Annotated in this window: 8 protein-coding genes and 1 tRNA gene; all 9 read left to right on the top strand. The window is 69.4% G+C overall.

What is annotated here, in order from left to right; all coding sequences use genetic code 11:
• Positions 1-133: 133 nt before the first annotated feature.
• The 9 genes from GD970_RS13970 (at position 134) to GD970_RS13930 (ending at position 12353) form a co-directional block, all read left to right on the top strand.
• A tRNA-Trp gene (locus GD970_RS13970) sits at positions 134-209 on the top strand.
• A 117-nt stretch (positions 210-326) separates the two neighbouring features.
• Entirely contained in the window at positions 327-593 is a 267-nt protein-coding gene (secE, locus tag GD970_RS13965) for a preprotein translocase subunit SecE (RefSeq protein WP_152203515.1), read from the top strand.
• A 78-nt stretch (positions 594-671) separates the two neighbouring features.
• The gene (nusG, locus tag GD970_RS13960) at positions 672-1499 is read left to right on the top strand and encodes a transcription termination/antitermination protein NusG (protein WP_226925350.1); all 828 of its coding nucleotides are present in this window, start codon (positions 672-674) and stop codon (positions 1497-1499) included.
• Between the two features lie 67 nt (positions 1500-1566).
• On the top strand, positions 1567-1998 hold the full coding sequence (gene rplK / locus GD970_RS13955; protein WP_152203514.1) for a 50S ribosomal protein L11: 432 nt from the start codon (positions 1567-1569) through the stop codon (positions 1996-1998).
• 83 nt (positions 1999-2081) lie between these two features.
• The gene (gene rplA / locus GD970_RS13950; RefSeq protein ID WP_152203513.1) at positions 2082-2798 is read left to right on the top strand and encodes a 50S ribosomal protein L1; all 717 of its coding nucleotides are present in this window, start codon (positions 2082-2084) and stop codon (positions 2796-2798) included.
• A 757-nt stretch (positions 2799-3555) separates the two neighbouring features.
• Positions 3556-4077 (top strand): 50S ribosomal protein L10, encoded by a 522-nt coding sequence (rplJ, locus tag GD970_RS13945; protein WP_152203512.1) that lies wholly within the window; start codon positions 3556-3558, stop codon positions 4075-4077.
• Between the two features lie 72 nt (positions 4078-4149).
• Positions 4150-4542, top strand: coding sequence for a 50S ribosomal protein L7/L12 (rplL, locus tag GD970_RS13940; protein ID WP_152203511.1), 393 nt, complete (start codon positions 4150-4152; stop codon positions 4540-4542).
• 282 nt (positions 4543-4824) lie between these two features.
• Positions 4825-8334 (top strand): DNA-directed RNA polymerase subunit beta, encoded by a 3510-nt coding sequence (rpoB, locus tag GD970_RS13935; protein ID WP_152203510.1) that lies wholly within the window; start codon positions 4825-4827, stop codon positions 8332-8334.
• A gap of 131 nt (positions 8335-8465) precedes the next feature.
• Positions 8466-12353: a DNA-directed RNA polymerase subunit beta' gene (locus GD970_RS13930; protein WP_152203509.1), complete on the top strand. Its 3888-nt coding sequence runs from the start codon at positions 8466-8468 to the stop codon at positions 12351-12353.
• Positions 12354-12782: the final 429 nt, after the last annotated feature.

The raw sequence follows: 12782 nt of genomic DNA, 5'->3' as shown, positions 1-12782 counted from the left end.
GACCAGGCTCCCTGCGGAGCGGGTTCGACCAAAGTGCCGATGAGGCCGTACACTCGACGGCGGTGGTTGACGTCCACCAGGCTGGAGCACGCCCATCAGGTGCTCTCCGGCCCTCCGGACGCCGATCGCTGATAGGGCAGTGGCGCAATTGGTAGCGCACCGGTCTCCAAAACCGGCGGTTGTGGGTTCGAGTCCCTCCTGCCCTGCCAGGACTGGCTCCTGATCAGCAGGGGCCGAGGCGTCCTGAAGGCTCTGCCACCCGGCGAGCCTGACCCGCCCCACGGGGCGGCGAGAGGACCTGGCCGGAAACCGTGAGGGATGGACCTGTGAGCGAGTCTGCAAGCGCGACCTCGGGTCGTCCCGAGCGCGCCCGCAGCACGTCCGAGCGAGACGTCAAGAAGCGCGGGTTCTTCGGTCGGATCGTCCTGTTCTTCCGTCAGGTCATCGCCGAGCTCAAGAAGGTCGTGCGCCCCACGCGCAGCGAGCTGATGACCTACTTCGTCGTCGTGCTCGTCTTCGTGGCGGCGATCGGCGTCTACGTGGGCCTGCTCGACCTGGGCTTCGGCCAGCTCGTGCTGTGGGTCTTCGGCTGAGCCACATGACGTCGTCCGCCCGCCCCCAGCTGGCTGACCCGCCAGCGAAGTCCCAACTGAGCAGAAAGCAGGTCGCCTGTGTCTGAGAACCTCGAGCCTACGAACCTCGACGAGGCGTCGGCCGAGTCCGCACAGCCGGAGGTCGACGCCCTGGGCGCCGACGTCGACGCGCCCGCTGCCGCCGAGGACGAGCTGGACACCGTGGCCGACGACGACGTCGAGCCGGCCGCCGACGAGACCGCGGAGGAGGCCGCCGAGGCTCCCGCCGCCGACGAGACCGCCGAGGCCGAGGAGGAGGTCGACCCCGCCGAGGCGTTCCGCCGCGAGCTGCGCACGCTGCCCGGCGACTGGTACGTCGTCCACACCTACGCCGGGTACGAGAAGCGCGTGAAGGCCAACCTGGAGAACCGCATCCAGAGCCTGAACATGGAGGACTACATCTACCAGGTGGAGGTCCCCATGGAAGAGGTCGTGGAGATCAAGAACTCCCAGCGCAAGCTCGTCAACCGCGTGCGCGTGCCGGGCTACACCCTCGTGCGCATGGACATGACCGACGAGTCCTGGGGCGCCGTCCGCCACACGCCCGGCGTCACGGGCTTCGTGGGCAACACCCACCAGCCGGTGCCGCTGACGGAGGACGAGGTCTTCTCGATGCTGGCCGCCAACATCCAGACGAAGGCCGCCGCGACGCCCGCCAAGGCCGCGGCCGGTGGCCAGGCCGCCACGCCGATCCAGGTGGACTTCGAGGTCGGCGAGTCCGTCACCGTCACCGACGGGCCGTTCGAGACGCTGCCCGCCACCATCTCCGAGATCAGCCCCGAGAGCCAGAAGCTCAAGGTGCTCGTCACGATCTTCGGCCGGGAGACGCCGGTCGAGCTGTCGTTCTCGCAGGTCGCCAAGATCTGACGCGCGGCAGCACCGTGCCGGACGTCCGGTCCGGCCACACCCGAGGAAGAACCGTAAGGACCCCAACATGCCCCCCAAGAAGAAGGTTGCAGGCCTGATCAAGCTCCAGATCCAGGCCGGCGCCGCGACCCCCGCGCCGCCGATCGGCCCCGCGCTGGGTCAGCACGGCGTGAACATCATGGAGTTCTGCAAGGCCTACAACGCGGCCACCGAGTCGCAGCGTGGCAACGTGATCCCGGTGGAGATCACGGTCTACGAGGACCGCTCCTTCACCTTCATCACCAAGACCCCGCCGGCCGCCGAGATGATCAAGAAGGCCGCCGGTGTGGCGAAGGGCTCTGCCACCCCGCACACGGTGAAGGTCGCGAAGATCACCCGTGAGCAGGTGCAGGAGATCGCCCGCACCAAGCAGGAGGATCTCAACGCCAACGACCTCGAGGCCGCCGAGAAGATCATCGCCGGCACCGCCCGCTCCATGGGCATCACCGTCGAGGGCTGACCGAACACCCGTATCCGCGCCCCCGGGCGCGTAGTGGCAGGGTCCGCGCGGACCCGTACCACGACTGCATTCAGGAGAAGCAGATGGCAACGCGCAGCAAGAAGTACCGCCAGGCCGTGGAGAAGATCCACGACGGCGAGGTGTACGCCCCCCTCCAGGCCGTCCGGCTGGCGAAGGAGACGTCCACCACGAAGTTCGACGCCACCGTCGAGGTCGTCTTCCGCCTCGGCGTCGACCCCCGCAAGGCAGACCAGATGGTGCGTGGCACCGTCAACCTGCCGCACGGCACCGGCAAGACCGCTCGGGTCCTGGTCTTCGCCGTCGGTGAGCGGGCCAACCAGGCCATCGAGGCCGGGGCGGACGAGGTCGGCGGCGACGAGCTGATCGAGAAGGTCGCGGCCGGGTACACCGACTTCGACGCCGCCGTGGCGACCCCGGACCTCATGGGCAAGGTCGGCCGCCTGGGCCGCGTGCTCGGTCCGCGTGGTCTCATGCCGAACCCGAAGACCGGCACCGTGACGATGGACGTGGCCAAGGCCGTGTCCGACATCAAGGGCGGCCGGATCGAGTTCCGCGTCGACAAGCACTCGAACCTGCACTTCATCATCGGCAAGGCGTCCTTCACGGACGAGCAGCTGGTGGACAACTACGCCGCGGCGCAGGAGGAGATCCTGCGGCTGAAGCCGGCCAGCTCGAAGGGCCGCTACATCACGAAGGCGACCATCAGCACCACGATGGGCCCCGGCATTCCGCTGGACGCCACGAAGACGCGCAACCTCAAGACCGAGGACGCCGCCTGACGCAGGCCCGCACGAACGCACGACGGCCCGGCACCCGCGAGGGTGCCGGGCCGTTCGGCGTTCTCGGTGGGAGAGCGTGCGGGGAGGTCTTGGGGGCCAGGGGCTCTCTCACACGCACGGCGTGCGCGGCGGGGACGGTCGAGGGCGGGGCGCGGGGCTGATCCACTCAGGGTGCTTCCCGTCCACAGAAGCACCGCCACCGTCGTCACCCGTCCGCGCCCACCGGTCAGGGTGACCCCATGGGAGACGCCATCCCCGCGCCGAGGACGCCCCACGCCTCCTGCGGTTTCCTGCTGACTCGGCGGTGGTCGCACGGCCGCCGGCGCAGGTGAGGTCGAGATTCTGCGGCGAGGTCGAACCGTTTCGATGAGGTCGCGGAGATTCGGGTGCTGGTTCACCGGTCTGCTGCTGGTTCGCCGGTTTCCTGCTGACTCGCGGCCCCCGCCGATGGAGCGCAGCGGTGCGGCGGGGGCCGCGGCCCCGTCGGAGAGGCCCGGCCGACGACGGCCCCACCGTCCGCGTGCGCCAGACCACACCGCGACGGGTTTGCCCCGACCCACCCGCGCCCGGTACCGTGTTCCCTGCCAAAGACCGCCGGTCACCCGTGACAACGGGGCCAAGTCCGCAGCAGCGGAGCCAGCGCAGGTGTGTACAGCTTTTCCCGCCCCCGAGGTGGGCCGAGCCCCGTGCCGTCCTGCGCACGGGGCTTTTCTGATGTCCGGACCTCCGGCCGCGCGGCACTATCGGAAGGAGGGCCATGGCGAGGCCTGACAAGGCGGCAGCGGTTGCCGAGCTCGCGGAGCAGTTCCGTGGGTCGAGCGCCGTCCTGCTGACCGAGTACCGCGGGCTCAGCGTCGCCCAGCTCAAGCAGCTGCGCCGCTCGCTCGCCGGTAACGCAAGCTACGCCGTGGTGAAGAACACGCTGACGGCCATCGCGGCGAAGGAGGCCGGCGTCGACGTGCTCGACGGCGACCTCACGGGCCCGACGGCGATCGCCTTCGTGACCGGTGAGCCGGTCGAGGCGGCCAAGTCGCTGCGTGACTTCGCCAAGGCGAACCCTCAGCTCGTGATCAAGGGTGGGGTCCTGGAGGGTCGCAAACTCTCCGCCGAGGACGTCACCAAGCTCGCCGAGCTCGAGTCCCGCGACGTGCTGCTGGGCAAGGCAGCCGGCGCGTTCAAGGCGGCCCTGTTCCAGGCCGCCTACCTCTTCACCGCGCCGGCCACCAAGGCCGCCCGCACCATCGAGGCCCTGCGCGAGAAGCAGGCCGCCGAGGCCTGAGCCTTCAGGCACCGGCACGCACCACCCCCACCTCTGCTCGCGTAGCAGGACAACCAGGAAGGAACGCCAACCATGGCGAAGCTCAGCACCGAAGAGCTCATCGAGGCTTTCAAGGAGCTCACCCTCATCGAGCTCTCCGAGTTCGTGAAGCAGTTCGAGGAGACCTTCGAGGTCACCGCCGCCGCCCCCGTCGCCGTCGCCGCCGCGCCGGCCGCCGGTGGTGCCGCTGGTGGCGAGGAGGCCGCCGAGGAGAAGTCCGAGTTCGACGTCATCCTCGAGTCGGTCGGCGACAAGAAGATCCAGGTCATCAAGGAGGTGCGCGCCCTGACCTCCCTCGGCCTGAAGGAGGCCAAGGACCTCGTCGACGGCGCCCCGAAGCCCGTCCTCGAGGGCGTTGCCAAGGACGCCGCGGACAAGGCCAAGGAGCAGCTCGAGGGCGCCGGCGCCACCGTCACCCTCAAGTGACCCAGCCCGGCCCCCACGGCGACGCGCGCCGCGCCGCCTGAGGGACGCCGGCTCAAGGACGAGGCCCGCACCAGACACGGTGCGGGCCTCGTTCTCGCATGGGCACCGGCCCGGGGGCCACCCGCCTCATCTACCACGGGTCGTCGCGTCGACGACTCTGGACACGCACTACCACAGCGGCTATGCTGTCGCTTTGCGCTGACTCATGCCTGGACGCCAGGCACCCCACCCGCCCCAGGTGGTCGGCGCTGGTTGCAACCCATTCGCAGGGAAGGACCCCCTTTGGCTGCCTCGCGCACCTCTTCCGCACCTACTGCTGACGCTATCGCGGCCCGCACGGCGTCGCGTCGCATCTCGTTCGCCAAGATTCACGAGCCGCTCCAGGCTCCCAACCTGCTCGGTCTGCAGACTGAGAGCTTTGACTGGCTGCTCGGCAACGACGCCTGGCGTGCCCGCGTCCAGGCCGCCGCCGAGAGCGGCGACACCAACGTTCCGACCACCTCGGGCCTGGAGGAGATCTTCGCCGAGATCTCCCCGATCGAGGACTTCGGGCAGTCCATGTCCCTGAGCTTCCGGGACCACCGCTTCGAGCCGCCGAAGTACACGGCGGAGGAGTGCAAGGAGAAGGACTTCACCTACGCCGCTCCGCTGTTCGTCACCGCGGAGTTCGTCAACTACACCACGGGCGAGATCAAGTCGCAGACGGTGTTCATGGGCGACTTCCCGCTCATGACCGAGCGCGGCACGTTCATCATCAACGGCACCGAGCGCGTCGTCGTCTCCCAGCTCGTCCGCTCGCCGGGCGTGTACTTCGAGCGCGTGCCGGACAAGACCTCCGACAAGGACGTCTTCACCACCAAGGTCATCCCGAGCCGCGGCGCCTGGCTGGAGTTCGAGATCGACAAGCGCGACGCCGTCGGCGTGCGCATCGACCGCAAGCGCAAGCAGTCCGTCACGGTCTTCCTGCGCGCCCTGGGCATGACGGAGTCGGAGATCCGCGAGGAGTTCGCCGACTACCCGGTCCTCATCGAGACCCTCGAGAAGGACAACGTCCACACCCAGGACGAGGCGCTGCTCGACATCTACCGCAAGATCCGCCCCGGCGAGCCGCCCACGGTTGAGGCCGGCCGGACCCTGCTGGAGAACTACTACTTCAACGCCAAGCGCTACGACCTCGCCAAGGTCGGACGTTACAAGATCAACAAGAAGCTAGGGCTGACCGCCGACCTCGGCGAGTCGGTGCTGCGCATCGAGGACGTCACCGCGGCGACCAAGTACCTCCTCGCCCTGCACAAGGGCGTCGAGGAGCTCGACGGCACCCGCAACGGCGAGCCGGTCAAGGTCCGCGTCGAGACCGACGACATCGACCACTTCGGCAACCGCCGCATCCGCGCCGTCGGCGAGCTCATCCAGAACCAGGTCCGCACCGGCCTGTCCCGGATGGAGCGCGTCGTGCGCGAGCGCATGACCACCCAGGACGTCGAGGCGATCACCCCGCAGACCCTGATCAACATCCGCCCGGTCGTGGCGTCGATCAAGGAGTTCTTCGGCACCTCGCAGCTGTCGCAGTTCATGGACCAGAACAACCCGCTGGCCGGCCTGACGCACAAGCGGCGTCTGTCCGCGCTGGGCCCGGGCGGTCTGTCCCGCGACCGCGCCGGCATGGAGGTCCGCGACGTCCACCCGTCGCACTACGGCCGCATGTGCCCGATCGAGACCCCTGAGGGTCCGAACATCGGCCTCATCGGCTCGCTGGCCACCTACGCGCGCATCAACCCCTTCGGGTTCGTCGAGACCCCGTACCGCAAGGTCGTCGACGGGCACGTCACCGACGAGGTCGTCTACCTCACGGCCGACGACGAGGACCGTCACGTCATCGCCCAGGCCTCGGCCCCGATCGACGACAACGGCAAGTTCGTCGAGGACCGCGCCCTGTGCCGCATGAGCGGCGGGGAGCCGGCCCTGGTGCCGGTCGACGAGATCGACTACATGGACGTCTCGGCGCGCCAGATGGTCTCCGTCGCCACCGCGATGATCCCGTTCCTCGAGCACGACGACGCCAACCGCGCCCTCATGGGCGCGAACATGCAGCGCCAGGCCGTGCCGCTGCTGCGCAGCGAGGCCCCGCTGGTCGGGACCGGCATGGAGCGGCGCGCCGCGGTCGACGCCGGCGACGTCATCGTCGCCACCAAGCCCGGTGTGGTCACCGAGGTCTCGGCCGACGCCATCCACGTCGCGGGCGACGACGGCTCGAACCAGCTCTACCGGGTCGCGAAGTTCCGCCGGTCCAACCAGGGCAACTCCTACAACCAGCGCGTGCTGGTCGAGGAGGGCGCCCGGGTCGAGGTCGGCTCGGTGCTCGCCGACGGCCCCGCCACCGACGAGGGCGAGCTCGCCCTGGGCAAGAACCTCCTCGTGGCGTTCATGTCCTGGGAGGGCTACAACTACGAGGACGCCATCATCCTGTCCCAGCGCCTCGTCGCCGACGACGTGCTCACCTCGATCCACATCGAGGAGCACGAGGTCGACGCCCGCGAGACGAAGCTGGGCGCCGAGGAGATCACCCGGGACATCCCGAACGTCTCCGAGGACGTGCTGGCCAACCTCGACGAGCGCGGCATCATCCGCATCGGCGCCGAGGTCAGCTCCGGCGACATCCTCGTCGGCAAGGTCACCCCGAAGGGCGAGACCGAGCTGACCTCCGAGGAGCGGCTGCTGCGCGCGATCTTCGGCGAGAAGGCCCGCGAGGTGCGCGACACCTCCCTGAAGGTCCCGCACGGCGAGTCCGGCATCGTCATCGGCATCCGCGAGTTCTCCGCGGACAACGACGACGAGCTGCCCCCGGGCGTGAACCAGATGGTCCGCGTCTACATCGCCCAGCGCCGCAAGATCACCGAGGGCGACAAGCTCGCCGGCCGCCACGGCAACAAGGGCGTCATCTCCAACATCCTCCCCGTCGAGGACATGCCCTTCCTGCCCGACGGCACCCCGGTCGACGTCATCCTCAACCCGCTCGGCGTGCCGGGCCGCATGAACGTCGGCCAGGTCCTCGAGCTGCACCTGGGCTGGATCGCCGCGCAGGGCTACGACGTCACCGAGGCCCGCAAGGCCGCGGAGGAGTGGACCCGGCAGCTGTCCGAGGACGCCCTCACGGCCGAGCCGCGCACCCCGGTGGCCACGCCGGTGTTCGACGGCCTGCAGCACGAGGAGCTCACCGGGCTGCTCGCGCACACCCGGCCCAACCGGGACGGCGAGCGCATGGTGAACACCGACGGCAAGGCCCAGCTCTTCGACGGCCGCTCCGGCGAGCCGTTCCCGGAGCCGATCTCGGTCGGCTACATGTACATCCTGAAGCTGCACCACCTGGTGGACGACAAGATCCACGCGCGCTCCACGGGCCCGTACTCGATGATCACCCAGCAGCCGCTGGGTGGTAAGGCCCAGTTCGGTGGCCAGCGCTTCGGCGAGATGGAGGTGTGGGCCCTCGAGGCCTACGGCGCCGCCTACGCCCTGCAGGAGCTGCTCACCATCAAGTCCGACGACGTCACCGGCCGCGTGAAGGTCTACGAGGCCATCGTCAAGGGGGAGAACATCCCCGAGCCGGGCATTCCCGAGTCCTTCAAGGTGCTGATCAAGGAGATGCGGTCGCTCTGCCTGAACGTCGAGGCACTCGACGCCGAGGGCAACGCCATCGAGCTGCGGGACGCCGACGACGAGGTGTACCGCGCGGCCGAGGAGCTCGGCATCGACCTGTCCCGCCGCCCGGACGCGAGCAGCGTCGAGGAACTCTGAGCCAGGCGGCCCGGCCGCGGTGCGCCGGGGGAGCGTTCGGAACACGCTGCCCCGGCGCCCCGCCGGCCCCGACGGCCCGCCTCGTTCAACTAATGCTGTACACGGTGTTCTACCGGAGGAAGTAGGAACCCTTGCTCGACGTCAATGTCTTCGACCAGCTGCACATCAGCCTGGCCACGGGTGCCGACGTGCGCGAATGGTCGCACGGCGAGGTCAAGAAGCCCGAGACGATCAACTACCGGACGCTCAAGCCCGAGAAGGACGGCCTGTTCGGCGAGCAGATCTTCGGTCCCACCCGGGACTGGGAGTGCGCGTGCGGCAAGTACAAGCGCGTGCGGTACAAGGGCATCATCTGCGAGCGCTGCGGTGTTGAGGTCACCCGCTCCAAGGTCCGCCGCGAGCGGATGGGCCACATCGAGCTCGCCGCCCCCGTCACCCACATCTGGTACTTCAAGGGCGTGCCCTCGCGCCTGGGGTACCTGCTCAACCTGGCCCCGAAGGACCTCGAGAAGGTCATCTACTTCGCGGCCTACATGATCACCGAGGTCGACGACGACGGTCGTCACGAGGACCTCACCATGCTCCAGAACGAGATGGACCTGGAGAAGAAGCAGGTCGAGACCAAGCGCGACGCCGACATCGAGGCCCGCGCCCAGCGTCTCGAGGCCGACCTCGCCGAGCTCGAGGCGTCCGGCGCCAAGGCCGACGCCCGCGAGAAGGTGCGCAAGTCCGCCGAGCGCGAGATGGCCCAGCTGCGCAAGCGCTCCGAGCAGGACCTCGACCGCCTCGAGCGGGTCTGGGACCGGTTCAAGAACCTCAAGGTCGGCGACCTCGAGGGCGACGAGGTGCTCTACCGCGAGCTGCAGGCCCGCTACGGCATCTACTTCAAGGGCGCCATGGGCGCCGAGGCGATCAAGAAGCGCCTGGAGACCTTCGACCTGGAGGCCGAGGCGGAGTCGCTGCGCGAGACCATCGCCACCGGCACCGGCCAGCGCAAGACCCGGGCGCTGAAGCGCCTCAAGGTCGTCAACGCCTTCCTCACCACCGGCAACTCCCCGCTGGGCATGGTGCTGGACTGCGTCCCGGTCATCCCGCCGGACCTGCGCCCCATGGTCCAGCTCGACGGCGGCCGCTTCGCCACCTCGGACCTGAACGACCTCTACCGCCGCGTCATCAACCGCAACAACCGCCTCAAGCGGCTGCTGGACCTGGGCGCGCCGGAGATCATCGTCAACAACGAGAAGCGCATGCTCCAGGAGTCCGTGGACGCGCTGTTCGACAACGGCCGCCGCGGGCGTCCGGTCACGGGGCCGGGCAACCGCGCCCTGAAGTCGATCTCGGACATGCTCAAGGGCAAGCAGGGCCGGTTCCGCCAGAACCTGCTCGGCAAGCGCGTGGACTACTCCGGCCGTTCGGTCATCGTCGTCGGCCCCACGCTCAAGCTGCACCAGTGCGGCCTGCCCAAGCAGATGGCGCTGGAGCTGTTCAAGCCCTTCGTCATGAAGCGGCTCGTGGACCTCAACCACGCCCAGAACATCAAGGCCGCCAAGCGCATGGTCGAGCGCTCGCGCCCGCAGGTGTGGGACGTCCTCTCCGAGGTCATCCGCGAGCACCCGGTTCTGCTCAACCGTGCGCCGACGCTGCACCGCCTGGGCATCCAGGCGTTCGAGCCGCTGCTCGTCGAGGGCAAGGCCATCAAGCTCCACCCGCTCGTCTGCGGCGCGTTCAACGCCGACTTCGACGGCGACCAGATGGCCGTGCACCTGCCGCTGAGCGCCGAGGCGCAGGCCGAGGCCCGCATCCTCATGCTCTCGAGCAACAACATCCTCAAGCCGTCCGACGGCCGGCCCGTGACCATGCCCTCCCAGGACATGATCATCGGCCTGTTCCACCTGACCTCGGACCGCGAGGACGCCAAGGGTGCCGGGCGCTCGTTCTCCTCCCCGGCGGAGGCGATCATGGCCTTCGACGCCGGCGAGCTGGACCTCAACGCCGTCATCAAGGTGCGCATGCCCGAGCTGGTCGCGCCGGCCGGCTGGACCGCGCCGGAGGGCTGGGAGGAGGGTGACCCGATCACCCTCGAGACCACCCTGGGCCGCACCCTGTTCAACGAGCTCCTCCCGGTGGACTACCCGTACATCAACGGCGTCGTCGACAAGAAGGTGCTCGGCTCGATCGTCAACGACCTGGCCGAGCGGTACCCCAAGGTCGACGTCGGGGCGAGCCTGGACGCGCTCAAGGAGGCCGGCTTCCGGTGGGCCTCCCGCTCGGGCGTGACCATCGCGATCTCGGACGTCGTGGCCCCGGAGGCCAAGGCCGCCATCCTCGAGAAGTACGAGGGCGAGGCCGAGAAGATCCAGGACCAGTACGACATGGGCCTGATCACCGACGACGAGCGTCGTCAGGAGCTCATCGACATCTGGACGCAGGCCACCAACGAGGTCGACGAGGCGATGCGGGAGAACTTCCCCCAGCGCAACACCGTCTTCCGGATGGTCTCCTCCGGTGCGCGTGGTAACTGGATGCAGGTGCGTCAGATCGCCGGTATGCGCGGTCTCGTGGCGGACCCGAAGGGCGAGATCATCCCCCGCCCGATCAAGTCCAACTACCGCGAGGGCCTGTCGGTGCTGGAGTACTTCATCGCCACGCACGGCGCCCGCAAGGGCCTGGCGGACACCGCCCTGCGGACCGCCGACTCCGGGTACCTCACCCGTCGTCTGGTCGACGTCTCCCAGGACGTCATCGTCCGCGAGGACGACTGCGGCACCCGCATGGGCCTGACGATGCCCATCGCCGAGCGCCTCGGCGACGGCACCCTGGTGCGTGCCGACACGGTCGAGACGAGCGTCTACGCCCGCACGCTGGCCACCGACGTCAAGGACGCCGAGGGCAACGTGCTGGCCCAGGCCGGGGACGACGCCGGTGACGTGCTCATCGAGCGCCTGGTCGAGGCCGGGGTCACCGAGGTCAAGGTGCGCTCCGTGCTCACCTGCGAGTCGCGGGTCGGGACGTGCGCGAAGTGCTACGGCCGCTCCCTGGCCACCGGCAAGCTGGTGGACATCGGCGAGGCCGTCGGCATCATCGCCGCCCAGTCCATCGGCGAGCCCGGCACGCAGCTGACGATGCGGACCTTCCACACCGGTGGTGCCGCCTCCGCGGAGGACATCACCCAGGGTCTGCCGCGTGTCCAGGAGCTGTTCGAGGCCCGCACCCCCAAGGGCGAGGCCCCGATCGCCGAGGCCGCCGGCCGGGTGAAGATCGACGACTCCGAGCGCACGCGCAAGATCGTCATCACCCGCGACGACGGCCAGGAGGACGCCGTCTACCCGGTGACCAAGCGCGCCCGCCTGCTGGTGGAGGACGGCGAGCACGTGGCGGTGGGCAAGCAGCTCATCGCCGGTGCGGTGGACCCGAAGAAGGTCCTGCGCATCCTCGGCCCGCGCGCCGCGCAGAAGCACCTGGTGGAGCAGGTCCAGGAGGTCTACCGCTCGCAGGGCGTGGACATCCACGACAAGCACATCGAGGTCATCGTCCGGCAGATGCTGCGCCGGGTCACGGTGCTCGACTCCGGCGAGACCCGTCTGCTGCCCGGTGAGCTCATGGAGCGCACCCGGTTCGAGGACGAGAACCGCCGCGTCGTGTCCGAGGGCGGGGCCCCGGCCGCCGGGCGCCCCGAGCTCATGGGCATCACCAAGGCCTCGCTGGCCACCGACTCGTGGCTCTCCGCCGCCTCCTTCCAGGAGACGACGAAGGTGCTCACCGAGGCGGCCATGAGCAGCCGGCGCGACCCGCTGCTGGGCCTGAAGGAGAACGTCATCCTCGGTAAGCTCATCCCCGCCGGGACGGGCCTGCCGCGCTACCACGAGGTCGTCGTGGAGCCGACCGAGGAGGCCAAGGCGGCCGCGTTCAGCCGCCTGGGCTACAGCGACATCGACTTCGCGCCCGCAGCCGGCAACGACTCCATCCTGCTCGAGGAGCTGGACTTCGGTCCGGACACCTACGGGCTGGAGTTCCGCTGACACACTGACGTGCGGTGGGGCGGGCATCCCGCCCCACCGCACGCGTGCGTGAAGCACCGTGACCGGCTGACCCGGCCGGCCACCAACCCGCCCGCCAACCGCCCACCGCGGCCGCTACGCCGGCCACCCGGGTCCCCGCCCGGGTGGTGGACGCCACGCCGGACGGCCCTTCCTACACTTTGACGCCGTAATCCGCCGCAGAGTACTCTGGTCGGCGGTGCCCGCGACATCGGGCTCTCGTGCGTGCGCCTCTCACGCGGCCGGAAGTACCGGCGGCCGTGGCTGGAGCGGGGTCCGCAGGCGTCCTCGCCAGCTGGGTAGCCAGCGTCCGTCCCCCTCAGGGTGGCAGACCTGGAGCGCCCGTTGCTGGTCGACACGCCCGACAACGGGGGCAGGGGAGCGAGCCAGGACGGGCGGAAAGTCCCAGCG

It is taken from the genome of Georgenia thermotolerans (assembly GCF_009193185.1).
Classification (GTDB): Bacteria; Actinomycetota; Actinomycetes; order Actinomycetales; family Actinomycetaceae; genus Georgenia; species Georgenia thermotolerans.
Note: the sequence above shows the minus strand (reverse complement) of the source record. Positions and strands in the feature narration are given on the sequence as shown.

Excerpts from the sequence above, each read along its gene's own strand:
- rplK (WP_152203514.1), top strand. The coding sequence starts at position 1,567 with ATGCCCCCCAAGAAGAAGGTTGCAGGCCTGATCAAGCTCCAGATCCAG.
- rplA (WP_152203513.1), top strand. The coding sequence starts at position 2,082 with ATGGCAACGCGCAGCAAGAAGTACCGCCAGGCCGTGGAGAAGATCCAC.
- rplJ (WP_152203512.1), top strand. The coding sequence starts at position 3,556 with ATGGCGAGGCCTGACAAGGCGGCAGCGGTTGCCGAGCTCGCGGAGCAG.
- rplL (WP_152203511.1), top strand. The coding sequence starts at position 4,150 with ATGGCGAAGCTCAGCACCGAAGAGCTCATCGAGGCTTTCAAGGAGCTC.